A 25216-nucleotide genomic window follows, 5' to 3' on the forward strand; every position below is an offset into this window, starting at 1 on the left:
CCTGTCACGCAGGAGGTCGCGGGTTCGAGTCCCGTCCAGACCGCCATTTGATGGCTCAGTAGCTCAGTCGGTAGAGCAAAGGACTGAAAATCCTTGTGTCGGCGGTTCGATTCCGTCCTGAGCCACCTTTTAGTCTATGTTTGTTATATGTGGAGGGGTAGCGAAGTGGCTAAACGCGGCGGACTGTAAATCCGCTCCCTCAGGGTTCGGCGGTTCGAATCCGTCCCCCTCCACCAATATGGCGGTTGTGGCGAAGTGGTTAACGCACCTGATTGTGGTTCAGGCATTCGTGGGTTCGATTCCCATCAGCCGCCCCATTTAAAATAATTTGCGGGTGTAGTTTACTGGTAAAACCTCAGCCTTCCAAGCTGATGTAGTGGGTTCGATTCCCATCACCCGCTCCACCAATATGGGCCTATAGCTCAGCTGGTTAGAGCGCACGCCTGATAAGCGTGAGGTCGATGGTTCGAGTCCATTTAGGCCCACCATAATAATATATTTTTGTTCCGCAGTAGCTCAGTGGTAGAGCAATCGGCTGTTAACCGATCGGTCGTAGGTTCGAGTCCTACCTGCGGAGCCATTTTTTTTATGGAGAATTACTTAAGAGGCTGAAGAGGCGCCCCTGCTAAGAGTGTAGGTCGGGTAACCGGCGCGAGGGTTCAAATCCCTATTTCCACCATTTATATAATGCGCCTTTAGCTCAGCTGGATAGAGCATACGCCTTCTAAGCGTACGGTCAGAGGTTCGAATCCTCTAAGGCGCGTAAAAAAATTAAAAGGTATAAAAGCGCTTATATAAGCGTTTTTTTTTGTACTTTTTTAACTTAGCCATCCCTAATTTATCTATTATTTTCATAATCTTATTATAAAATAAAAAAAGAATCTGATTTGTTTCCACAATAAAGATTGTCAAAGTGTGTACTTAAAATAATGGGTGCAAAACTTGAAGTTCAAGCTATCATTTTGGTGGCTATTTTTTTTCGTACTAGCGAAGCAGGTTAAGTCAACAATGTCCCTTAGTTCAAATGCCTCCCTAAAATTTTTGGTAAGTAATATTTTAATTCTGAATGGAGAAAATACATTAGACAAATGATTTTAACCGAAAAGGGAGGAAAGGAAAAATGACAAAAGTACAAGATTTAATGTCAAAAGATGTAAAGGTATGTACACCGCATGAGCCAGTGACAGCCGCAGCAAAAATTATGCGTGATATTAATTGTGGTTCCGTACCGGTTTGTGAAGGTAAAAAAGTGGTGGGAATGATCACTGACCGTGATATTGTCCTAAACTGTGTTGCTGATGGAAAAGACTGTAGCTCAATCCATTGTCATGATGTTATGACTTCAGATGTAATTACCTGTTCTCCAGAAACAGATGCACATGAATGTGCTCGTTTGATGTCTGATAATCAAATCCGCCGTATCCCTGTGGTACAAAATGGAGAATTGGTTGGCATTTGTGCTATTGGTGACCTGGCAACAGTTGACATTCATATTAATGAAGCAGGGGATGCGTTAAGTGATATTTCTCGACCGCTTCAATAAGAAATTTTCATATTAATAAAAAAGGAATAAACCAGGGGAAACGGGTTTATTCCTTTTTTTAAATAATTACGATAAAAAGAATCGTCTTTATTGGTGTAATTTTTTACCCAGCCCGAATGAGATGAACTCTTCGGACTCTCAACAGCCTCTGTTAGGCTTGTTAATTAGTTTCAATTTTCTTCCATTCTTTTCACATCGACAGTTACTTGCAAATGCTGTTTATTGGTGCCCTGATATACGCCTTTAACCGGCACGATATCACTATAATCCCGCCCATGGCTGATTTTTACATAACGCCAGTTTACTTTACCGTTATTGGTAGGGTCGAAACCTATCCACCCTGTTAATGGGACATAGGCTTCTACCCAGGCATGTGAAGCGTGCTGAACCTCGGTTTGACCGTCGTTTAGATCACCAATAAATTGATAGCCGCTGACATAACGGGCCGGGATATTAAACATCCGGCCGATGGCAATCATCAAATGGGCGTAGTCCTGGCAGACCCCGCTTTTTAACTGGAGGGTTTCCTCCACTGTTGTATGAACATGAGTGACTTCGGTATCATAAGTAAAATTTGAATAAATGGTGCTTGAAATTTGTTCTAGCAGCTCATATACATTGCCAGCGTTCCGTTCGTTGATTGTTTCCCGGCAAAATGTATTTAATTCAGGAGTGATACGGGTGTAACCAGTTTCCATTAAATATTCCGCATACTTATTTTGAAACGGTTCACTGCTTAAAATATTCCGCTCGGTTGCATAGGGCAGCCGATTTTTGGCGTCATGATTTTTCTCATCGGTTTCCACAATGGAATAAGAATGAATCAAAAGCTCCAGATGAGGGGAAGGTACGGTAAAAAAATGAGCGGTATTGCCAAAATAGTCTTCGTATGTAAACAGAGGGACCGAGGGCTCAACCACAATCGAATGTTTACAGCAGGATTGGCGGTCATCTGTTCTCGGCGAAAGCCGAACTTCATTGACACTGTCCGTTACTGGCTCCTGATAGGTATAATGGGTAAGGTGAGATATTTGTAATTTCACGCTGTAATGGTCTCCTCCTGAAAAAAGGTTTTTGAAATATCGATTCCCAGTTGATGACAGGAAATTAACATGTCGTTAAGCGGGACCAGCCCGTCGAATTCAGGATGTCCTCCAGCAAGAGTAGCTTTGATTTGCGCTGTCAATTGAATCGCTTGGTCTGATAATATTGCAAAATGATAGTCTTGCTGCTTAATTGTATTTAAACAACTGTCCAAAGAGGTTAATGCGAAATGGACGGAACGCGGAAACCCCGGATTTAGCATCATAAATTCCGTCACTTTTGTAAAGGTTACTTCATCCGCTTGAAGCTTGCGGAAGGCTTCATAGCCGCCGACCGACTTGAGCAGAACAATCATGCGATTATAGTGATCCTTATCCCTATAAGGAAAGCCATCTTTTATAAAATTCGTAAAGATGGAATGGAGAATGCGCACGGTGTTTTCCGCCCGCTCCAGATATTTGCCGGCTTGGATAAAATTCCACTCCATTCCCCGAACCATAACAGATTCTGCTATTCCATTGAACAGAGAGATCCATTCCCTTACGCGTTGATAGAACATATGAGGAGATTGGATCATCACGGTGTTGACCGTTTGTTCCTTTAACCATAGGAAAAAATCATTAATCGTATCCCATAGTTCGCTTGGCAGCAGCTGGCGTAAAGCCCGCATATTCGTTCTTGTTTGCTGGATGCAGGAAAAAATAGAATTTGCATGGCGCCGGTCAAAAGTTAGAAATTCCAGAACAGATGTTTCGTTAATATCCAGGTGACGAGTCTTAAAAAGATCAACATCCCCAATCGCGGAAACGAGCCTTTCCCAGATATAGTCCTGATTATTATCTATTCCTTTCAGTTCATGGCGCATATGATAATTAACATCGATCAATCTCGTATGGTTTTCTGCTCTTTCCATATAACGGCCTACCCAAAACAACAATTCAGCGCATCGATTCATCATGATTTTTCACCTCATTAAATTTTTATAGACTTTGAGAATTGTCCAGCTCCTGCACCTAACTCCTCGGGTTCAAATAACCTTTGGCAATAAAAGTCAAAAGGCGGACTTTTCTTGCCGAAGAACATTTGCCTGTCGGAGCTGGTGTGAGGCGCCTCCGCTTTTCTTACTAGGTAAGAAAGTATAAAAGTTTTTACCTAAAGAATTGTCCAGCTCCAGCGCCTAGCCCCTCGAGGTCACAAGCCAATCCGTCCAAAAGGTTAAAGAGCAACCTTTCGGCCGGCTCGTCTTGTGCTTGTCAGGGCTGACCAAGGCGCCTCCGCTTTTCTTACAACACCCAAGTATCCTTGGTCCCGCCGCCTTGTGACGAATTGACGACGAGGGAGCCTTTTTTCAGTGCTACTCTAGTAAGCCCGCCCGGGACAATATGAATATCGTTCCCCATAAAGACAAAGGCGCGTAAATCAATATGGCACGGGTACACTTCTCCGTCTGACAGAGAAGGGGCGCATGATAGCTTGATCGTTGGCTGGGCAATATATCGATCGGGAAAACGGACAATATTTTCGGCGAATACCCGGCGTTCGTGTTCCGATGCAGTAGGGCCGATCAACATTCCGTATCCTCCGGAAAGACTCCTTTCCTTGACCACCATTTCAGATAAATGGGAAAGAACATACTCTCTGTCTTCCTGTTTCGAAAGAATATAAGTAGGAACATTTTTTAAGATCGGTTCTTCCTTCAGGTAGTACCGGATCATCTCCGGAACGTAAGTATAAATCGCTTTATCATCGGCGACTCCTGTTCCTGGGGCATTGGCGATAGCGACCTGGCCTGCCCGGTAAGCATTCATCAGTCCGGGAACACCTAATAAGGAATCGGGGCGGAAAGCAAGTGGGTCAAGGAATTCATCATCAATTCTTCTATAAATGACATCTACCTGCCGAAGTCCTTGAATTCCTTTTAAGTAAACCTTTTGATCAATAACTGTTAGGTCTCTTCCTTCCACAAGCTCAATCCCCATTTCTTGGGCCAGGAAGCTATGATCATAATAAGCTGCGTTATGTACACCCGGTGTAAGCAGAACAACGAGAGGATCCGGTTTGCCATTGGGAGCAAGGCTTCGTAAACTGCTTAATAAGGCGTTCAAACCATAATCAATATCCCGAACCTGGTATTCAAAGAATAACTTGGGGAAAAGATGCATCATCAAGGAGCGGTTTTTATAGACATAGGACAAACCGGAAGGGCTGCGCAAATTGTCTTCAAGAACATAAAATTCCCCGGTTTCACTTCGAATCAGATCGATTCCCGACAAAGGAATATAAACGTTGTTCGGAATATCCAACCCTGCCATTTCCGGGCGGAAATAGGGATTGGTAACAACCATTTTTCTAGGAATTACCTGGTCCTTAAGGATGTTTTGTTCATGGTAAACATCCCGTATGAATTCATTTAAGGCCCTTACTCTTTGTTTGAGGCCTTGCTCCAGCTGCTGCCATTCATTGGAAGTGATAATTCTTGGAATCATATCAAAAGGAATGGTTCGTTCTAGAGAGGAATCATCCTGGTTGTCGCTGTACAGCGTGAAGGTGATTCCTTGTTTCACCATTTGCGATTGCATGAATGAGTTAAGATGATGCAGCTCTTCTATCTCCATCTTTGAGAATTGCTGGTACAGTCTTTGATAAGGGGGTCTTACAAAACCGAGTTGATCAAATGTTTCGTCATAGAATGTAAGATTTGTATAATCGGAAAATACATGCTTTTTCTTCTTCTTTGCTACCATGTCTATCATTTTGTCCCTCCACCTATTTTTCATTGGCCACCTTTTATATGTAAGTTTTTATAACACAACATTCAACATGGATAAGTATATGCCAAACAGAATCTGCCAGTTTGTCGAAAGAGGTCTCGAAATTGTGACGATTTTGTGACAATATTGTGAACGCTAGAAATAGATGGTAAAAAAGGCATTATGATAGTAGGTGATTAAGTGACATCTTCATGTTATGTTTCTTAACGTGCAATATGGTATGATAGGAAAAGACAGAGTATTTTGAAAAGAAGCACAGTAGGAATAGTGTAATAGGCGGGGGTTTAGTGTGAGATTAACAATCGGGAAAAAAATGTTCATAGGGTTCTTAGCAGCTGCGATATTTTTTGGAAACATTAGTTTAATTTTCTATTATTACATAACCAAGGTCAACGATTCCTATTCGGAATTGATGGATCGGCGGGTACAGATTTTATCGAATACAAAAGATATCCAAGTGTTGGCCCTGCAGCAGACAAGCAGTTTACGGGGCTATCTTTTGACGCAAAGTCCGGATTTTTTATCGCAACTGCGGACAGCCAATACTAGTTTAAATAATCTAGTAAATGAAACGAAGTATTTGGTCGTCAGACCGGAGACGAAAGAGGCTGTAGCAAAGTTAGAAGGATATAATAAGGAATTCCAGAAACAATATGAAATTTTACTTGCGAACTATCAAAACAGTCATGATCTGCAAGCGGCTTCGGATTATTTCGTTACGCACGTTTTGCCGATCGGTAAACAGCTGCAGCCTACAGCCAAATTCATAACCGACCGCAACCAGCAATTAATGGAGGAAGGGATCAAAAGAAATACAGAGCTGGTTGATAAGGTGATGACAACGACCCTCCTATTAAGTATTTTTGCTTTTATTTTTACTATTGTAATTGGACTTCTGTTATCCCGGAACATTACACGCAATCTATTTAAAATAACGAAAGTGATTGCTGATGTCACATCCGATTTTAAAGCTAGTACGCCATTGCCGCGCATTGAGGTCCGCTCCAAAGATGAAACCGGAGATATCGCCCAGGCTTTTAATGAAATGGCCAAAGCTCTTCATGAACAAAGCTGGTTAGAGACAAATATTACCGAAATGGCGACCATGTACCAAGGTATTCATGATTTGGAGACGTTAGCGGAGCTATTCATTACGAAGATCACGCCGATGATGGGAGCGAGCTACGGTGTTTTCTATGTCACACAGGGGGTCAGGGAGCAAAAACGTCTCCATAGGGTGGCCGCCTATGCGTATCGCGGCCAGGAAATGATTTCACCGGATGTACGCTTCGGGGAAGGACTGGTCGGACAAGCTGCATTGGAGAACAGAATGATGCTGCTTACGAATATTCCAGCGCACTATATCCAAATTTCTTCCGGGACAGGGGCGGCAGAGCCGGCCAGCATTATCATTATGCCGGTAGAATTTGAAGGGCAAGTGATCGCAGCCATTGAGCTGGCCTCATTTGATCAGTTCAGTTCCATCCAGCAAACGCTGCTTAAACAGGTATTAAACGATGTGGGAATTACCATTAACAGTGTGGCCGGCCGGATGCAGATTGAAAAATTGTTAAAAGAATCAAAGGAGTTAACCGAAGAGCTTCAGAGCCAATCGGAAGAGTTAAGACTCCAGCAGGAAGAACTGCAAAGCATTAACGAAAAACTCGAAGAACAATATAAGCACGCCGAACAAAAGTCGAACGAACTGGAAAAAACCAAAATGGAGCTCGAAGAAAATGCAGAACAGCTTGAGCTCAGTTCAAAGTACAAATCGGAATTTCTCGCCAATATGTCACATGAACTGCGGACTCCGCTTAACAGCTTGCTGATTTTGGCCCGCCTGCTTGCAGACAATGACGATGGAAATCTAAAGGAGAAACAAGTGGAATTTGCCCGCACCATCTATTCGTCCGGAAATGACCTCCTGCAGTTAATCAATGACATTCTGGACTTGTCCAAAGTAGAGTCGGGAAAAATCGATATTATTCCGGATGCAGCCAGCCTGATGAGCATTGGTACTTCTTTGGAAAAACAGTTCCTCCCTGTGGCACGTCAGAAGGGCCTGAAGTTTACCGTTCAGCAGGAGGAAGGATTGCCTGAAACGATCATTACCGATGAATACCGGCTGCTTCAAATATTAAAAAATTTGCTGTCCAATGCGATGAAATTTACCGACCAAGGCAAGGTAATGCTGCGGATCTTCAAAGCGGAGAAAGAGGCGTTATCCCAATATCCCGAAATGAAAAATATCGACTCAGCCCTTGCTTTTTCGGTCACAGATACAGGAATTGGGATACCGAAAGAGCAGCAGAACCTGATTTTTCAAGCGTTTCATCAAGGGGATGGCACAACGAGCCGGAAATATGGCGGAACGGGATTGGGATTATCGATTAGCAGGGAAATCGCCCAGGTGTTAGGCGGAGTGCTTCAGATGGAAAGCATCAAAGGCAAAGGAAGCACGATTACCTTATTTTTACCTATCGATGAAGTGGACGATCCTGCTGCAGCGGGAAGTTTTCAGTTAGAAGCTGCTGCGGCCCTTGAAGAACCAGCCAAAATTGAGGAAGAGACTCCTTTGTTACAGAGCTGTGATCCCTTCTGGTATGGCAAAAAAATCTTGATTGTCGATGATGATATGCGCAATATTTTTGCGCTTACGACAGCTCTCGAGAAAAAGCAGATGAAAGTCGTGTTTGCTGAAAATGGCTGCCAAGGGATTAAGCTCCTGCAAGAAAATCCTGACATTGAGCTCGTCCTGATGGATATCATGATGCCGGAAATGGATGGATATGAGGCCATTACCGCTATTCGGCAAATCCCTCAATATCAAACCTTGCCGATTATTGCCCTTACTGCCAAGGCGATGAAAAATGACCGGGAAAAATGCATTGAGGCGGGTGCCTCCGACTACATCAGCAAACCTGTTCAGCTTGATCAGCTTTTTTCGCTGATGCAGGTTTGGCTGTACAGATAGGTGGAAGCAATGGGAAACGAATCATTAGACAAAAAGATATTATGTGAAACAGAAACGGCAGATGAGCTTGAGAAAATCGAAATGGAGCTGTTACTCGAAGCGATCTATCGGCATTATGGATTCGATTTTCGAAACTATGTGTTCTCGTCCGTTCAGCGGATAATTTGGCAACGAATTCAAGCTGAAAAGCTGGCTACTGTATCCGGTTTACAGGAAAAAGTTCTCCATGATCGCCAGGCCATGAAGACTTTGGTGGAGGACTTTTCTATTAATGTAACGGAGATGTTCCGTGATCCGGATTTTTTTCTGTCCTTTCGCCGAAATGTCGTACCGCTTTTAAAGGAATATGAATTGATTCTCATTTGGCATGCAGGCTGTTCTTCAGGAGAAGAGGTCTATTCGATGTTAATCCTGCTGCATGAGGAAGGCTTGCTTGAAAAAACGCGAATTTATGCGACAGATATGAATGAGTCGATCCTAAAAATAGCAAAACAGGGGGCCTTCCCCCTAAAAAGAATGCAGTTATATACTAAGAATTATTTAAAGGCCGGAGGAACAAGAGCATTCAGTGAATATTACATCGTAAAAGACGGACAGGCGGCCTTTCACTCCTTTCTGTGTGAAGATGTCGTGTTTGCTCCCCATAATCTGGCGGTCGATCACTCGTTTAATGAATTTCACGTGATCATTTGCCGAAATGTGATGATATATTTTAATACCAAGCTGCAAAATCGCGTCCATGACTTGTTTTTTGAAAGTTTAATTGTATCCGGAATTCTGGGGCTGGGCCAAAAAGAAGGAATTGCCTTTACCAGTAAGGCCGGGTGTTATGAGGAGATAGATTCGAATGAAAAACTATACCGCAAAATTAAGTAGTGAAACACGAAAAGTCAATATATTACTCGTCGACGATCGTCCTGAAAATCTGCTGGCGCTTGAGGGGGTGCTTGACTCTCCTGAATATCATTTAGTCAGTGCCTATTCCGGGGAGGAAGCACTGAAACAGGTGCTGACTAAAAACTTTGCCGTCATTTTGCTTGATGTGCAAATGCCGGGGCTGGATGGTTTTGAAACAGCCAGGCTCATCAAATCCCGGGAAAAGTCAAAGCATATTCCGATTGTTTTTATCACCGCGATTAGTCAGGCGATGGAGCATGTGAAACAAGGCTATTCTGCCGGGGCAATCGACTATATATTCAAGCCGTTTCATCCGGAAACCCTGAAAATGAAGGTTGAAGCGATTGTGACCATGCATCGGTACCAGGAGCAAATTAAGCTCCAAAATGAATTGCTGAAAGTCATCGGGGAAACCTCGATTGATACCATTACTACTCTGGATGAAGAAGGATACGTATTAACGGTTAACCCCGCAGCAGCGAGCATGTTTAGCTATACACCGGAGGAACTGATCGGAAATCATATCAGTATCATCGTTCCGGGGCTTATGGTAGAAGGGGATCATGAGTCCTGTTTAGGAAAGACGATTGAAACGTTTGCCCTTCGGAAGGATGCCTTCCGGTTACCTGTAGATGTTCAGATTGGCGAGGCAAGGATGGAGCATCAGCGTATTTACGTTTGTTCCATTCGCGATGTTACCGGGCGGAAACAGACGGAGGAAGAACGTTTCCGGAAAATATTTGACGCCACACCATGCATGGTGTCATTAAGATCACTGACGGATAAGCGATATATCAATGTGAATGAAAGCTGGGTGAATAATACCGGTTATGATTATGATGAAGTGATTGGCAGGCAGTCTGACGTACTGCAGTATATTATCGATACGGATGACAGCTGGGGAACCGATTTTGCACCCCGCAATGCGGAGAAACAGGTCCGCAATGCGGAGATGAGCTTTTTGACAAAGTTCGGCGATCTCCGCGAGGGTTTATTATCAACAGAAATTGTAAAAATACATGGGGAGGAATTCCTTCTAAGTGTGATCACTGATATTACCGAAAGGGTTTTTTTGGAGAAGGAAATGGTCCGTTTTGACCGCCTTAATATAATGGGGGAAATGGCGGCAGGGATTGTCCATGAAATTCGTAACCCGATGACAACCGTTCGCGGCTTTTTACAAATGTCGAGAGATTCCTCCAGCCCTGAATATTTTGATATTATGATTGAGGAACTCGATCGAGCTCATAACATCATTACAGAGTTTCTCTCGGTTTCGAAACCAAATCCGGAAAAACGAAAATTGAAGGAACTCAACTCTATCATACAGGTATTATTCCCGCTCATCCAGGCAAAGGCGATGTGCACAGGCAACCATGTCAGCCTTGAATTGAGTGAATGCCCGCCATTAAAATTGGACGAAAAAGAGATTCGCCAATTGATCCTCAATCTTTCGCTCAACGGTATCGAGGCGATGCCGGACGGCGGAACGCTGACGATCAAAACATTCCATGAAGCGGATGAGGTTGTCCTGCAGATACAGGATCAAGGCTGTGGCATCAAGGAAGAGCTGCTTGAAAAAATCGGCACCCCTTTCTTTAGTACAAAGGTACACGGCACGGGATTGGGTTTATCCGTTTGCCATAGTGTAGCAGCCCGGCACAATTCCAAAATAAAGGTGGAAACAAGCGGGCAAGGGACCACATTTAGTGTTTGTTTTAAGGTAGGAAGTATAGAGGGGCTGTCTGAGAGTAATATAGAACAAGCGTTAACTGATATTCTTTAGAGACAGGTGTAGAGAAGCGGGTTGAAAAATTGATTGAAGTGCTATCCGGTTGGATAGAGAATATTTATGTGATTGGCCGTGATGTTGAGGAAAGTTCGCAAAATATGAAAGCGGAGTTCATTAATCATCCATTTTATAAAACCTATGAATATATCATTCCTGTTCAGTTAATGTGCTCAAATTCCGCCGTTAAGAGGAGTGGATCCAAGTATTCCGAAGGATCCTAGATTTCATGTAGAAATTGGAAAGTTTCTATTGGAGGTACTGAGGCCCTGGGGCTTGGTACCTTTTTTGTGTGGTTGAGGAGGGGATAGAAGGTGGGCTTTTTAAAGAGGGTGTCCGGTAAATTTTAAAAAAAGGCAGGTAAAAATCAAAATGTGTCCGGTAAATTTAAAAAGTGGCAGGTAAAAATCAAAATGTGTCCGGTAAAATTCGCAAATCGGCCGGTAAAGTCCCGTATAGGATCATGAAACATGCAAAGATGTTGATAAAAACGAAAAGTCATGAAAACTGGTAATTTCAATAGTGGCCAATAGCTATGTTCACCACTAAAAATAAAAATACCAGCCAAACCATCGACAAATCGATAGCCCAACTGGCATTCATCATTAAACATCCACCAACTTACTCCGCCGGCACTCCTCATGAAACGCACGCAATCGTTTCGTCCGCTCCATCAGCGTCTCCATGAAATACTCCCAATCATCCACACGCTTCAACTTCTTATACAACGTCCGCAGCTTCTTCAAATGCCGCACCGCCATCTTATAGCTCGACCTGTTCTTCTGATCAATCTCCCGCTGCGCCGTCTGATGAAGCATCCCCAGCAGCACCTCAGGCCGCTCCTTCTCAATCACCTTCAAGCGATCCTTCGGCAAATCATAAAAATCCAGCCCGACAAACGCCTGAAGCTCGCCCCAGCGGTCATACTGCTTGCGCTCAAACAACAAATACTCATACTCCCCAAAACTATATGGCAGCATCACAAGCAAAGCGCGCTCATACAAATCAAGCCGGTCATTTTCCGCACAAAAAGAGGCCACCGACTTCAAAGAATTCCGCACAAACGTCACACAACTATGATAACCGCCTAACGCCTCCAAATACGCCTTCACTTTTTGCAAAAATAACTCAATCAAAACTCCAACCCGGCGCCAAGCCTTCAAAACAGACAAATACTCAATCCAATAAAGCAGATAGGGAACAATCTCCTCATTCGAAAACTGACCGATCAGCTTCAGCGCCGTCTCATCATTCCCAATAAGCAGATTGAGGTGGACACCGGCCACCATCAGTACCAGTGGATTCTCCCAATCCTGGAGCCCTTTCAGTGCAGCCTCAATCTTCGTCAACTCAGCCTCGCGCCAAGCCTTCTTTTTGAAAAATACCACCCATAAATGCCTGTACAAATGAATCCGCTCAAGCTCCAACCCATTCGCACACTTCAAGAGGTCAAACGCATCATCCTTCAGCCGCTCAATAAACTCATCAAACGCAAATGGCAGCGACTGCACGCCAATTTTTACAGCAAGTTCTTCCGCATCATCTAACAAATTGTGAAACAAGTGGAGATAGGCACGCCGTACCGTGTCCTCATCATGCCCAAGCGACTCACTCAACATAGCCAGCTTCCGGAACGACACCACAATCGCTACCAGCTCATAGAGCAACCGCCATTCCTGCTCAACTGGCGCGCTCGCATGGATACGCCGCTCATAAATCCCATACAACTCTGGAATCACATAAGGGCTCGTATACTTTTTCGAGGCAAGCAGCGTATCAAAGCTCACCTCAAATGACTGCACCCAACGGCTGTAGTCGGGCTTCAAAATGCTGTTCGCTTTAATTAGATCTTTCGCCGTCTGCATGCCCCAATCCGCAGCGGACTTCTGCTCGCGTGCAGGTTCACGCCACGCTGTTACCCAGTCCCCGACACTGCCAAATTTGGAAAAAGCAGCGAAAAAGGTCGCAATCTGATGGCGGCAAAAGCCCTCTCCAGGACACGAACACGAACTCATTGAGGCGAACACCAAATCCAGCTTTACATAGCAAGGCGTCACGTCATGGACGGTGGAGGTGATTTTATCATTAAATATTTGTAATTGCTTCACCACCCCTTGGCGGTAAAGCATTAAACCCTTTTGAACAAGCTTCGCATCCTCTGGATCAGTGGGAACCAGCAGCTCCCGAACTTGTTCCTCAAAATATCCCATTTGTTCACTAGCAGGTGTGGACTCCAAGGCCGCAACCCCCTTTTAAAAAAATCCATATTCCTCTATTATAACCAAAAATTCAAGATTAGGTAATTCGACTACATTCGCACAAACAAAGTTTTAATCATTTTTAAATTTTGCTAGAGGGGATCCATATCAGAAATAATGAAAAATCCCACCTTTATGGTGGGATTAGTGGTATTTAACTGAATTTGATTCATAGAGAATATAAAGTGGAAAAAATCGCTTATGAACTCGTTGTTTGACAGATGAAAGTAGTTTCATGCTTGTTGGATTGAACTTCATTGCCAGTATCTTCTAATAGCCAGCGATTCTATACGCGTGAGAAATTACTGTAAAAAACTGATTGAGAAGTAGGCTCGAGGGAGTGGTGCACAACATGATGCTTGAGTTGAATGAAAGTGAGGAAATATGGGAAAAGATCTATTTCCTGCTTCCATTATTCTGATTCTGCATAAGCCTCTATTGTTGAGTCTCTACACTCCCAGCATTCCACTCGATTCCTCTCCATAATAGCTAATTCCTCACCACATTTAATACAAATATCCATTTAAAATTCCTCCTTTTGTGTTCTTTTGTAAACCTCCAACTTTATAATATATATAAGTTGTTACAGTAATTATAACACAAAAAATTCAGATAATAAATATTAATTTAGTTACAAAAATTGCAGTCTTATCACAATGGCTTGGGTCGTTATTTACAAACATTACTTTTCTATTAAAAATGACAAAAACAATAGCTTAAGATAATTCTTTTTATTAGAATGAGGTTCACATCAAGATTCTTTAACGAGATTTGTTTCATTTGGAGGGATTCATATGTTATTCAAAGCCAAAAAGAAGGCGGACATCGGCGATCGTATCTTTTTTAAAAATGGAGTCAAAGGGATCGTTGAGAAGGTTAATGATAATTCCGTAATTACGAAGATAACCGAAAATAATACGGAATTGGAATTTAAAGAAAATATAACAGTCATTGCACACAAAAATTATAAGGTTTTGGATTAGGTTTCCAAATGGTTGTGTGGGAAGCATGGGGACGGTTCTGCTGCTTCCAAAGAACCGGCCCCATGCTCCCAAAATGTTACAAAACAATTAAAATTTTTACAAATTTATTTATAATTCTAGTATTCTCTCTTTTTCAACTATGCAGTTGCTATAATGGAAAAAAAGTGAAATGCTGGAGGATACATACATATGAGGAAAATAATCAGTATGGCAGCTGCTGCATTTATGGGATTAGGTCTTTTTACGGCATCGGCCGAAGCGGCTACTGTTGTCAATGCAAGTGTATTGAATGTACGTCAAAGTCCCGCTACGAGCTCTATCATCATTGGAAAAGTTACAAATGGTCAGGCATTGGACGTGAAAAGTCGTCAGAATGGCTGGCTAAAGATTAGCTATAAAGGTAAAATCGGTTATGTAAGTTCACAATATACAAAAGAAACAAGCACTACAAATAGCGGAACTACAAGTAGCGGAGGTTATTACGTCAATGCCACTTCTCTGAATGTACGTTCGGGCACCGGAACGAACTACGCCCTGATTGGCAAGTTAAACAGAGGACAAGCTGTCAGTGTAAAAAAGGATCTTGGAAACGGCTGGTATCAAATTAGTTTTAATGGCCGGAACGGTTATGTAAGTAAGCAATATGTAGTGAAACCTGCTGTAAAGGCAGCAGCAGAGTTCATTGTTGAAGCGACGGCTTATACACCGCTGGAATCTTCTAGTGGAATGACCGCGGCAGGCTACAATATTCGTAAAAATCCAAACATGAAGCTGATTGCAGTAGATCCGAAAGTCATCCCGCTCGGTACCAAAGTCTGGGTAGAAGGCTATGGAGAAGCGGTTGCAGGCGATACAGGCGGCGCAATAAAAGGACGAAAAATTGATGTACTTTTTCCTACAGTAAAACAAGCTCTTCAATGGGGCCGCAAAAATGTAAAGGTAAGAATATTAAACTAAGAAAACAAATGAGGCTTCCCACTAGTATAACATTTGGGGTCTCTATTTTTTTTTTTCAGATTTTATTGTTGTAATTAGCAATACCATCATGATCAACATAAGAACTAACATGACGCCGCTGATATGGTTTCAAGCGTGACAGACTTAATTTAAGAAGGACAGTTACCAATTATTCAAATGATTTCATGGAAATTTAACGGCAATAAAAAAGGAATAGACCCATCAAGCTCAGGTGTATTCCTTCATCTGATTCACTAAAAAAGATACCTTATTGAAGCGGTTGAGAAATACTACTTAACGCATCCCCAGCTTCGTTGATATGAATGTCAACTGTTGCCAAGTCACCAATCGCACAAATTCCGACCATTTCTCCATTTTGTACTACTGGAATACGGCGAATTTGATGATCAGCCATCATTCGAGCACATTCATGGGCATCCGTTTCAGGCGAACAAGTAATAACATCCGATGTCATACAATCATGACAATGTACAGAACCACAGTCTTTTTCATCAGCCACACAATTAATAACAATATCACGGTCGGTAATCATGCCTACCACTTTTTTACCTTCACAAATTGGTACGGAACCACAATTGATTTCACGCATAATTTTTGCTGCAGCTGTTACAGGATCATGGGGTGTACAGCTTTGTACATTTTTTGACATTATATCTTGTACTATTGTCATTTTATTTTCCTTCCTTTTCTAATAAAAATTGACCGTTTTTGATTATCCCAACTTATTAATGTTCAATTAGATTGGATATAGAAACACTTAGTTTATCATTTCGATTATCAAGATGATGAATTGTAGCTGTTCCATTTTGTTGATCGACATGTTCAATGTAGACCTGTCTTCCGTTACAGGTTACATTAGCCATAATTGGTGAACTTGAAATTTCTTGTGCTCTTTGTGCGTCCATTTTATCTACCCCTTTTTTGATTTGCAAACAAATATAATATTTACATTAGAGAATTCTTTTATGTGAAAAATCCACTAAGAATGTTTTTATTGTCATTAACAAATGATAAGTATGTATGAAATGTACTTAATGGAGTGTATCTCTTTTTTTAACACTTGGATTAGTTTGCATGCCCCGACCAATACCTTGGAGGTAATCATGAATAAAGAAAAAATGATAGCAGACGAATTACAACATATGTTTTTAGAAGGTAAGCTAAAAGGTTTTAAAGAAGAATATATCAATTTCATTACGAGGAAATTAAGAACAGGGGACACAAGTATTGATCAATTAATACAAGAGGATTCCGAATTGAAGGAAAAAGTGCTGGAAGCTTCGGAACATGTATGGAATCCCGAAATGAATGACAAAAATCACTATAATAAAATTCCTGGAAACTTAAAGGGGATGCATCACTAAAAATAAAAAGGATGTAAAAATATGTCTAAGAAAAATTAAAGGTTAATTAATTTTATAATTGGTATTGCTGTCGTGGTTAACATGACCTACTATGGGAAGGCTTAACATAAAAAGATTTTTCAAAGCATCCCTCTTTATTGTTTTGTTTGAAGGCTATTAATGTTCAATTTGGAAAAAAAGAAAATGGTGGGTTTTTTACAATAAACCAAAATCGTATGTTACAAACGAATTTCCTTTTAATATTGGTCCGTTTCTTATAAGTTCTATGTCGATATTAAAGTGGGCGTATGGAAGTTTTAAAAGGTACATATTAATTAATGCCATTGTAGATGGTTTATTCGCTTTTATTTTAGTAAGGATAACAGAGAAATTAAAAGTTGCTAAATTAGTTCGATTAAATAATTTTCAATTTTTCCTTTATTTCTTTTACAAGGCTTTTTTGTTATATGGATTTCAATATATGTTTGAGGGTAAATCAGCACAGCATTAAGTAAGAGACTTGTGAAATAATTCATTTAAATTAATGGTGGCTAGAGTTAACCAAAATAAAAGGCCTGTTAATGAATAACCACCCTTTTATGTACATATTCAATTAGGCTTAGATCTTTGGTTTTGTTAGCGGAATGTTTATAATTCGACTGTCTGACTCACTTTGGAAAGCGGGGAGGGTTCTATTGCTTCTTTGGAAGCAGGAGAACCGTCCCCGCGCTTCCCGTCACGATTAACATAAGAATTAAAATACCACCGCTAATGTAGTATTGATAATTAGGTTTATAACCAAAATGATTGAATATAAAAAAAGAGAAAATGAACAATAGGGATAAAAATAGTTCAAAAATGAATGTAAGGATAAAAAATAATAGATAGGGAATAACCACCTCTTTATGAGGCACGTGTTGTAAAGTTAGGGCTTCCCAACATAAATCTGCTAATTTATTTAGTTTCCTCATTTTTACCACCTCTATTAATCCTCATATTTCTCTTCTCAGTTTTGACAATATTATTAGTTTCATAACAATAAATTATTATTTTTGTCTCTTCACCAAATTCTGTGGTTTACACTCAATTCCAGAAATAAGTTAGCTAGATTGGTGCCCAATCTATGGTAACTCCTTCATCAGCTTACAGACCACAAAGTTGGTAGAATGGAAGCTGTCAAGTGCTTTCCTTGACGGCTTCCATTCTACCAACTATCCTGTAAAAAGCTGAAGAAGGATGTGGTTAGGCAACCTGATTTTTATAAGTTTTTCCTGTACACTCCAAAAATACACGTAGTCTAAATCTTTCTAGATTTCTAAATCCAAAGGCACGTCTTTTAATGTTTTTAATCTTATGGTTAGTACCTTCTATCCGACCATTTGTAAATGGAGTAAGAAAGTATTGGAGAATCTGTGCCTTCCAGTTTTCTACGGTTTTAGCCACTTGATGAAAAGCAGGAAATGGACTGCTCCATGCTAGCTGGATCCATTCTTCTAAGAGTGATTCACCTGTATCATAATCAGGTGCTTTGTACACATCTCTGAATAACTCTTTAAGGTAGTAGGCATAAGACAACTCTAGGTGCTCTTCGAGCACGTCGTCTAGTCGTTGCTTTTGATAAGGTGTTAACTTTTCAGTACCCTTTAAGAGTATGAAACGACCCTTTTTCAAGGCAGGAAACTTCTTTCTTACTTGATCTAGCGCATGAGTTACCTTTTGCACCACATGATACTTATCAACCACAATACAGGTCTCAGGAAATGCTGATTTCACAGCTTTATGGAAGGGATCCCACATATCGATAACAACTGTATGAACGAATTTATTTGAAAGGATATTCTTCGTTAAAAGTAATTGAGTAGAATCGTAACTACGCTGATGTTCCATACCCAACACACATCCGGTTTTCGCATCCATAAGAACAGTCTCGTATCGGTGACCTTTTCGAACAGCGATTTCATCAAGGCTAAGAACTAACTTGTTGTTTTCTAAAACACTTTCAAGGTGTTCTAAATGTTTCATTTCTTTTTCTTTAGCTATGGAATAAAAAATTCTCTCAACCGTGGTATAAGGCACTTTTTCCTTTCGACTAACGTCTTGAATAGTGGAGCCGTTGCACATTTCGTATAAATATTCTCTGTATCTGTTGGTTTGTTGTTTATTAGATCCAATTGATTTAAAGGATTGTGAAAATACCGCATTACAATTGTGACAACGGTACCTATTAACTTTTACAAAAAGGTAAAGAGGCTTTCCTAAGACAGATAAGTCACGAACCTTTCTTGTCCGCCAGTCATGGACATGACTGGCAGGAAAGCCACAGCAAGAACAATGTTCCTCAGTCGTACTTTTCTCTACGTGTAAGGGATTACAATCTTCAAGAAATACTTGTTTAACAACTTCAAATTCTGGCAAATCTAGTGATACGGAAAACACTTTCAGACCCTCCTGTTATGTTTAGTCGGCGCTAACATTATTGCCAGGAATCTGTGAGTGTTTTCATTTTTTTTTGTTAAATCACAAAATGTGGTGATGAATCTTATTTTTTAACTGATGTTTGAGGCAGCGTAAAGGCATTATTGAAAACGAGTAATACATAAATATGTAAAAACTCGTTAAAAAAGAGCATTGCTTACCAAAGCAATACTCTTATCAATTAATGAGGGGTATTAATTTATAGCATGCCTATTGCCCGACTTCAATCTCATTTCCACCACTTCCACCATTTCTTCTGACTGGCGGCTGCAATCTGCATTCTTGTTTCTTCCTCAATTTTGCCTCGTTCTACGATAATTTGCTCTGTACGTTTTATATAATTTAAAATTTGATTAAGCTTCTCTTCTTGAGATGCTTCCCGCACTGCCTTTTCTTTCAAATGTACGAGTAAATCTAAGTTTACTTGCTCCAAATGTTCGATACGGCCTAATAACTCTTCATGGTTGCAATCCTGCTTAATATCCGGCTCGTTAGTCGTCTCTAACGGTACTGGTTCCGCAGCAGTTTCCGTGCTATCTTTTTCAGAAACAATTGTCATCACAGATATAGCTGCCTGTTCCAAAGGCACGCCGTCTTGCTTACTGAACTCTATTAATTGGCGGAGAGTGCTAACATCTTTATCAAAATATCCTCTGTGTCCTTTTGTATTACGGTGAATAGGATACCCATGGCCTTCTAAGAGAGTGGCATACTTCCGTAAAGTACTGCTATCTATTCCGAGCAAGTCTTGGACGTATTTAGGTGAATATATTTCACTCAAAACATTACACCTCCGCTAGAAACTTTTAAATATACTATTTTTACTTTGGGCTAGATAAAGCCATTATAACAAAGAAAATTTTTGAAGTTTGTCGAACGAATAGAGAGTAAACTATTTTTAAAAGGAATGTTAACTAGACTTAATAAAAGAATAAAAAGAAGGTGAGCTGGACTTGGCAGGTTATTAGTTTAAGGAGGAAATAACTACTTTATATGAAATTTTCCAATAAATTTAGAAGCTAATTAAACATATACCCTCACTAATGAGGGGTATATGTTATTTATCTTGTGCAAGTTCATTTCTATTGGGAGCAAGTGGTGGCTGTTCTAACCACTTGTTTTCCACCATAATATCGAACCAGTTTTTTGTCATGGCTAATGTTTTTAGAATTGTTTTTTCATAAACGACGGCTAGGTCTGTTCGCATGGCTCCTGCTAGACCTGTCCCGTAATATACTTGAGCAGTTTGAGCCAAGAAACCCATATGATACAACATTAATTTATCTGAAAAGGGAGATTCTTTTGACGTTGTAACCTCTGATTCCCACGACATTGGAACTGGCAAATTATCCTTGTGCATAATTTTTGAAAGGGCTTGTATGTTTTCATCTGCCGCTTTTTCTAATTCCTCAAAAAACTTTCTTACTTCTTTCAATTCAGTGACTTGGCTGAATCCGATTGAAAGAGTTTTTGCCATAATGCTCTTTTTAATGTTAAGAGAAAGACTGATTAATTCTGTAGCAGATAAAAGTCTCCCTTTTCCGAAGAATCCATCTGCAAAATCTTTAGTAGAAATAAATTCAGGGCTCTCGTTAGGATAAAAATAGGGGTCTCTTTGGAATTTTCCTTTTTTAAGCAATAACTCAATGGTTAAATCGTACATTCTTTTTGCATCATTATCACATGAATTGTAAAATTCCCGTAAGTCCTTTCTGACAGAAACACTTAAAGCAGTTGTATGTCCCAACAAACCATTTATAGTCATAATATGTAAATAATTTAAGCAGAATGTGTCAGAAAACAATCTCTCTGCACTCTTATTAAGGTCGGACTCAGTAAACCCAATGGGAACTGGAAATCCCTCTTTCTCAATGAAGGAAACAAGCTGCTTCTTTTGCTTTTCCCATGTCTCAATCGCTATTTCAAAAACTTTTTTTATTGATTCGTCTTCCAAAATAGAAATCATATACCTATTTACGATCTCGGTCATTGTTCCGTTTACATACTCACCCCATAGTGTTCCTATTTCGGAAGATGTAAGTTTTAAATTATCATATTCCATTTGTTCTCACCTCTGATGTATTTTTTACTGATACAGAAATAGATATGCATTTCTTTGGACTGAAATATTTTAGAAGATAATCGTTCAGCAGTACTTTGTTGAACTACGAGTGCCATAGTTTTATTAGATAAATGGCTTATTTATTAATGAGGGAGGCTTGTGTAAGTGAGTTTTAAAGCCTCCAATTTGCGTCTTAAGTGATTTTGACTATCCAGGTTGTAAAAATATATAGTGGGAATAAGTGTGTTATGAACGTGTCTGTCTGTGACGAGTTCTAACGACGAATGGGTTTGAGGAATTTCTCTGAACGACATAATTTTTATTTTAGAAGGGAAAACGAAAACTTGGAAGTTTTTGCAACAATATTTAGCGAAGATTGGTAACCCGCAACATCGGGCCCGAACGGAAGAAGTTTTGGTCTGGGTATTTAAGAATTTTCCAAATTTAATGGCAAAAAATGCGTGGAATCAGTCTATGTTTACCGATCACGGCACATAAGATTAGCTACAAAATAAAAGGTCGGTTAATGTTAACCGGCCTTTTATGTACATATTCAATTAGGATTTAGGTTTTTTAGATTTTGTTAGCGGAATGTTTACTTAATTATTGCGAAAGAAGAACCAGTGGATACATTACCACCGGAATACTCAAAACTATCAGTCCCCTTACCATCGACCGTTCCGGAAACCGAGACATTATAGTAATCTTTGAAAGTTCCCTTAGAAAGTTTGATGTACTGGTCGAAATCGATTTGGACATTTTTGTCAGTGTATTTTGAGGTAGAATAACTCTTTGAATTGAATGCCCAGGTAAGATTGATAGATTTAGTACCAGCAGGAGTTTCATCGCCAGTGCAATTTCCTTCTTCATCGCAAGTAAAATCAACTTTATTTACTTCTACTGTCTGATTCACTTTGGCTGTACCTTTGTTAATGTCAAAAACCACTTTGGATGCTGGTACTACCGCACTGCCATAATAGTATTCGTCTTTTTCATAATCATAGGTTTGGTAATAAAGGATGTAAGAATCCTTAGCTTCAAAGTTAGTAGAAAGGTATACAGAGGTATCGACTGTACCTTCTGATCCATAGAATGAAGCATCTTGATAAGAGCCTTTGTAAACAGGGGAATTGCTTTGCGCCATTGCTGGCAGAGCCATAGTCAAAAGGAACACAACCGTCAGAATCAATACTTTTACTTTTCTCATTACGAACCTCCAGTTATTGGAAACCTAAACCACTGTAATAATTTTACAATATAGAGAGAAAAAAGTATTTAAGTAAAGTTCGACAACTTTCACACTTTTAAAAAATTGATAGGGAAGTGTAGTGGGATTTGGCGGGAAATTAAAAAGCTATTTAAAATCCAATTAAAGGCTGTGTTTGATCCAGGAGGATTCGGCCCTTTTTGTTGAAATCCTTCTTGAAAGTCCTGAAAAAGAATCTTGTATATTTTTGGATCTTTTTTCTACTGAACAAGTTTCCTGATTGCCGAATACAAACTATTGATTAAACATGTGCTATTTTAACTATTTTTAACAAGTAGGTAGGACTTAACTGGACAATATTAGTAATGTTACTTAGACTAAACAATAACCACGATAAACCTCTTACATATCTTTACTTCATCAGGTGCAATCAGAGAGCGTCAAAGTATTCTTCATTGAAATCTACTAGACTTAAAAAGTGAAAATTAGTTCTTCGGGTAACTTTGATTTGTACAAAAATCAAATCAATTTGGATAACGAGGAGGAGTTATATGTATATGGACCAATTGGCCACGATTAAAGTAATCGGTGTTGGCGGCGGGGGAAACAACGCCGTGAACCGTATGATCGAGGACGGAGTGGAAGGTGTAGAATTTATTGCTGTTAATACAGATGCACAAGCCATTCATCAATCAAAAGCAGAGACGAAGATGCAAATTGGATCATCCCTGACACGGGGGTTAGGAGCAGGTGCCAATCCCGAAATAGGAAAATTAGCGATAGAAGAAAGTAAAAATCAAATCGATGAAGTGTTAAAAGATGCAGACATGGTTTTCGTTACGGCCGGAATGGGCGGCGGGACAGGGACAGGGGCCGCGCCTGCTATTGCTAAAATGGCTAAAAAGCATGGTGCTTTGACCATTGGGGTGGTCACGCGTCCGTTCAAATTTGAAGGAAAGAAACGGGCAAGAAATGCAGAAATTGGCATTGACGCGTTGAGGGAAGCTGTAGATACCTTAATTATTATTCCAAACGATCGCTTATTGGAAATTGTCGAACAAAATACACCTATGCTTGAGGCTTTCCGTGAAGCGGATGCGGTACTTCGCCAAGGGGTTCAAGGGATTTCCGATTTAATTGCGGTGCCGGGGTTAATTAACCTAGATTTTGCTGACGTGAAAACAGTTATGTCCCATAAAGGAACGGCCTTAATGGGGATTGGTATGGCTTCGGGCAGCAATCGAGCTGTCGAGGCTGCACAGAAAGCGTTAAATAGTCCGTTACTTGAAACTTCCATCAATGGAGCTCAAGGTGTGATTATGAACATAACGGGCGGTCAAAATCTAAGTCTTTATGAAGTACAGGAGGCAGCCGAAATCGTCGCTGGTGCTTCTCACGAGGAATTAAATATGATTTTTGGTTCAGTCATTAACGAAAACTTAAAGGACGAAATGATTGTAACGATCATTGCCACTGGATTTACGGAGCAAGAGGCTAAAGAAGAGAGTACTGTAATACAAAATTCTCCTTTACCATCAGAGGAAAAAATGTCTAATCCATATCAAAGGGAACGGCGTAGACAACCTTATCCGGTAAGCCATGGCGAACCGGTTCAAAGTTATGACAGACACCCGGAAAACTCAGCAAAATCTTTGGAAATTCCTACGTTCTTGCGCAATCGAAAACGGCGATTTTAAGTAATATAATAAAATGCAAAAATTCCTGCTTACGACCGAAGGGCAGGAATTTTTTAGGCTTTTCAAATTACAATAGTATACTGTTTCAATAGTTTTTTAGCAGCATTTTATCGATGGAACGTACTTTATCATATGATTTTAATAATCTCTCAGGTACCAAGGTTCTGCCGTATTCCCAGGAATTCCTTTCTATTAAAGCCAGAAGCTGTTCTTTTTCCTGATCCTCACCATACTTTAAAGTCCGTAAATCATGTTTGTTTTTCTTAAAATCTAAATAATAGCCGAGTTGATGAAAAAGAATAAGTTTCACACAGTCTTCATCTGTCTCTTTAATTTTAAAATTAATATTGGCTATGTATCCATTTATCTGCAGGTAGTTAAACTTAATAGTTTTTGTAGATACGTTAAAACTCATAGGTGCGGGGAGTTTATTGTTTATTTCATAATTAAGATCTAATTTGTGCTCTTGCAATGTATTTTTGATGATCTCCTCAATATCCCATATGTATAGCAACTTTTTCATCACCACCTTCCAAAATAGGTAAGCACCTTAAAAGTGCTTACCCATTAAAACCTCATCCAGAGAAAGGATTCGATGCTTTAACTCTTCATTCGCATCTAACATACCGATAACAATTTGATTATCTTCTGTTATTGTCGCATATCTAAAAAGTTCGTCGCCGTTAATGAGTAAAGCGGTTTCCTGTTTTGCCTCCATCTTTGCAAAGACATTCTCTGTGTATTCAAGTGGGAGGTAGTCGTCTAACCCTTCTGTTGGTTCACCAACCCATCTAAATAGGAAATCCTTGATAGAATATTGCTCAATCATCGATAATTTTTTCTTAAATGTTAGCTCGTTTACGAGTACTGTTTTCAACTTAATCACTCCTCAAATAGTAAGTAAAGTTTATACCTGCAAATGTCTAACATCAACTCTATTAGAGTGACAGAATATTTACATTTTGATTTCGGGGTATTGTTAAATGATTTAAAAGTATTTTAGACCTAGTTCAAAGAGGATCATGGGTAGTCAATCTAGGCTATTGACGACCGAGATTGGAAAAAGGGAGTCAAGTCCATTAAATTGTGTAAAATTATCAACAATGAAATTTTTCGCAACGCTCATAATTATCGTAAGTGGACTACGCTATTTCGAATTTACATTGAGGGGCGGGCATGATAGCCTGGAGGGCAA

General features: G+C 40.2%; 22 protein-coding genes, 8 tRNA genes and 1 pseudogene. 18 read left to right on the forward strand and 13 right to left on the reverse strand.

Annotated elements, in window-relative coordinates; all coding sequences use genetic code 11:
• Positions 1-52: 52 nt before the first annotated feature.
• The 9 genes from M3226_RS29260 (at position 53) to M3226_RS29300 (ending at position 1543) form a co-directional block, all read left to right on the forward strand.
• A tRNA-Phe gene (locus M3226_RS29260) sits at positions 53-125 on the forward strand.
• A 26-nt stretch (positions 126-151) separates the two neighbouring features.
• Positions 152-236, forward strand: a tRNA-Tyr gene (locus M3226_RS29265).
• Positions 237-241: 5 nt separating this feature from the next.
• Positions 242-317 (forward strand) — tRNA-His (locus M3226_RS29270).
• 13 nt (positions 318-330) lie between these two features.
• Positions 331-404: transfer RNA gene (locus tag M3226_RS29275), tRNA-Gly, on the forward strand.
• Between the two features lie 7 nt (positions 405-411).
• A tRNA-Ile gene (locus M3226_RS29280) sits at positions 412-488 on the forward strand.
• 17 nt (positions 489-505) lie between these two features.
• Positions 506-580 (forward strand) — tRNA-Asn (locus M3226_RS29285).
• Between the two features lie 10 nt (positions 581-590).
• Positions 591-679: transfer RNA gene (locus M3226_RS29290), tRNA-Ser, on the forward strand.
• Between the two features lie 10 nt (positions 680-689).
• Positions 690-763: transfer RNA gene (locus M3226_RS29295), tRNA-Arg, on the forward strand.
• A gap of 357 nt (positions 764-1120) precedes the next feature.
• Positions 1121-1543, forward strand: coding sequence for a CBS domain-containing protein (locus tag M3226_RS29300; protein WP_251572785.1), 423 nt, complete (start codon positions 1121-1123; stop codon positions 1541-1543).
• A 170-nt stretch (positions 1544-1713) separates the two neighbouring features.
• Here the strand turns inward: M3226_RS29300 and M3226_RS29305 are convergent, their stop codons facing one another.
• From M3226_RS29305 to M3226_RS29315, 3 genes are all read right to left on the reverse strand, one after another.
• Complete coding sequence (locus tag M3226_RS29305) at positions 1714-2586, reverse strand: transglutaminase family protein (RefSeq protein ID WP_251572787.1); 873 nt, start codon at positions 2584-2586, stop codon at positions 1714-1716.
• On the reverse strand, positions 2583-3545 hold the full coding sequence (locus M3226_RS29310; RefSeq protein WP_251572788.1) for an alpha-E domain-containing protein: 963 nt from the start codon (positions 3543-3545) through the stop codon (positions 2583-2585). The genes M3226_RS29305 and M3226_RS29310 overlap by 4 nt, the downstream gene beginning before the upstream one ends.
• Before the next feature lie 325 nt (positions 3546-3870).
• Positions 3871-5340 carry a circularly permuted type 2 ATP-grasp protein gene (locus tag M3226_RS29315; RefSeq protein WP_374110706.1) on the reverse strand — a complete coding sequence of 490 codons (1470 nt, stop codon included), beginning with the start codon at positions 5338-5340 and terminating at the stop codon, positions 3871-3873.
• Positions 5341-5647: 307 nt separating this feature from the next.
• On the opposite strand from M3226_RS29315, the gene M3226_RS32615 reads away from it, so the two are divergent.
• Genes M3226_RS32615 through M3226_RS29335 form a run of 4 tightly spaced genes read left to right on the forward strand, consistent with a single transcriptional unit; the run spans position 5648 to position 11242 of the window.
• Positions 5648-8332 carry a response regulator gene (locus M3226_RS32615; RefSeq protein ID WP_251572790.1) on the forward strand — a complete coding sequence of 895 codons (2685 nt, stop codon included), beginning with the start codon at positions 5648-5650 and terminating at the stop codon, positions 8330-8332.
• Between the two features lie 9 nt (positions 8333-8341).
• Positions 8342-9208, forward strand: coding sequence for a CheR family methyltransferase (locus M3226_RS29325; protein ID WP_251572793.1), 867 nt, complete (start codon positions 8342-8344; stop codon positions 9206-9208).
• Positions 9180-11015, forward strand: coding sequence for a response regulator (locus M3226_RS29330; protein ID WP_251572795.1), 1836 nt, complete (start codon positions 9180-9182; stop codon positions 11013-11015). The genes M3226_RS29325 and M3226_RS29330 overlap by 29 nt, the downstream gene beginning before the upstream one ends.
• 29 nt (positions 11016-11044) lie before the next feature.
• Positions 11045-11242: a hypothetical protein gene (locus M3226_RS29335; RefSeq protein ID WP_251572797.1), complete on the forward strand. Its 198-nt coding sequence runs from the start codon at positions 11045-11047 to the stop codon at positions 11240-11242.
• Between the two features lie 381 nt (positions 11243-11623).
• Here M3226_RS29335 and M3226_RS29340 read toward each other — a convergent pair whose 3' ends face one another.
• Positions 11624-13255: an SWIM zinc finger family protein gene (locus M3226_RS29340; RefSeq protein ID WP_251572799.1), complete on the reverse strand. Its 1632-nt coding sequence runs from the start codon at positions 13253-13255 to the stop codon at positions 11624-11626.
• 815 nt (positions 13256-14070) lie between these two features.
• Between M3226_RS29340 and M3226_RS29345 the strand changes: the two genes are divergently transcribed.
• Positions 14071-14259, forward strand: a complete 189-nt coding sequence (locus M3226_RS29345) for a DUF2187 family protein (protein ID WP_251572801.1) — start codon at positions 14071-14073, stop codon at positions 14257-14259.
• Between the two features lie 189 nt (positions 14260-14448).
• Complete coding sequence (locus M3226_RS29350; protein WP_251572802.1) at positions 14449-15216, forward strand: 3D domain-containing protein; 768 nt, start codon at positions 14449-14451, stop codon at positions 15214-15216.
• A gap of 268 nt (positions 15217-15484) precedes the next feature.
• Here the strand turns inward: M3226_RS29350 and M3226_RS29355 are convergent, their stop codons facing one another.
• Both M3226_RS29355 and M3226_RS29360 read right to left on the reverse strand, forming a co-directional pair.
• Entirely contained in the window at positions 15485-15907 is a 423-nt protein-coding gene (locus M3226_RS29355; RefSeq protein WP_251572804.1) for a CBS domain-containing protein, read from the reverse strand.
• Between the two features lie 55 nt (positions 15908-15962).
• A complete protein-coding gene (locus M3226_RS29360; RefSeq protein ID WP_251572806.1) occupies positions 15963-16142 on the reverse strand; it encodes a small acid-soluble spore protein H in 180 nt (59 codons plus the stop codon).
• A 198-nt stretch (positions 16143-16340) separates the two neighbouring features.
• On the opposite strand from M3226_RS29360, the gene M3226_RS29365 reads away from it, so the two are divergent.
• Positions 16341-16601 (forward strand): hypothetical protein, encoded by a 261-nt coding sequence (locus M3226_RS29365; protein WP_251572808.1) that lies wholly within the window; start codon positions 16341-16343, stop codon positions 16599-16601.
• Positions 16602-17272: 671 nt separating this feature from the next.
• On the opposite strand, the gene M3226_RS29370 is transcribed toward M3226_RS29365, so the two are convergent.
• The 4 genes from M3226_RS29370 to M3226_RS29385 all read right to left on the reverse strand — a co-directional run bounded on the left by M3226_RS29370 (position 17273) and on the right by M3226_RS29385 (position 21117).
• Complete coding sequence (locus M3226_RS29370; RefSeq protein ID WP_251572810.1) at positions 17273-17551, reverse strand: hypothetical protein; 279 nt, start codon at positions 17549-17551, stop codon at positions 17273-17275.
• A 271-nt stretch (positions 17552-17822) separates the two neighbouring features.
• Positions 17823-19016 (reverse strand): ISL3 family transposase, encoded by a 1194-nt coding sequence (locus M3226_RS29375; RefSeq protein ID WP_251572812.1) that lies wholly within the window; start codon positions 19014-19016, stop codon positions 17823-17825.
• Between the two features lie 268 nt (positions 19017-19284).
• A complete protein-coding gene (locus M3226_RS29380) occupies positions 19285-19836 on the reverse strand; it encodes a MerR family transcriptional regulator (protein ID WP_251572814.1) in 552 nt (183 codons plus the stop codon).
• A gap of 276 nt (positions 19837-20112) precedes the next feature.
• Entirely contained in the window at positions 20113-21117 is a 1005-nt protein-coding gene (locus M3226_RS29385) for a DUF3231 family protein (protein WP_251572816.1), read from the reverse strand.
• A 354-nt stretch (positions 21118-21471) separates the two neighbouring features.
• Between M3226_RS29385 and M3226_RS29390 the strand changes: the two are divergent.
• Positions 21472-21612, forward strand: a pseudogene (locus M3226_RS29390) (iron chaperone); the annotation flags it as partial.
• A gap of 100 nt (positions 21613-21712) precedes the next feature.
• Here M3226_RS29390 and M3226_RS29395 read toward each other — a convergent pair.
• Positions 21713-22324 carry a hypothetical protein gene (locus M3226_RS29395; protein WP_144567852.1) on the reverse strand — a complete coding sequence of 204 codons (612 nt, stop codon included), beginning with the start codon at positions 22322-22324 and terminating at the stop codon, positions 21713-21715.
• 551 nt (positions 22325-22875) lie between these two features.
• Here M3226_RS29395 and ftsZ point away from each other — a divergent pair.
• A complete protein-coding gene (gene ftsZ / locus M3226_RS29400) occupies positions 22876-24021 on the forward strand; it encodes a cell division protein FtsZ (protein ID WP_251572818.1) in 1146 nt (381 codons plus the stop codon).
• An 85-nt stretch (positions 24022-24106) separates the two neighbouring features.
• Here the strand turns inward: ftsZ and M3226_RS29405 are convergent, their stop codons facing one another.
• Together M3226_RS29405 and M3226_RS29410 are read right to left on the reverse strand one after the other, a co-directional pair.
• Positions 24107-24544: a hypothetical protein gene (locus M3226_RS29405; protein WP_308212012.1), complete on the reverse strand. Its 438-nt coding sequence runs from the start codon at positions 24542-24544 to the stop codon at positions 24107-24109.
• A 27-nt stretch (positions 24545-24571) separates the two neighbouring features.
• Entirely contained in the window at positions 24572-24898 is a 327-nt protein-coding gene (locus tag M3226_RS29410; protein WP_251572820.1) for a hypothetical protein, read from the reverse strand.
• Positions 24899-25216 lie beyond the last annotated feature (318 nt).

The organism is Neobacillus cucumis (genome assembly GCF_023715505.1).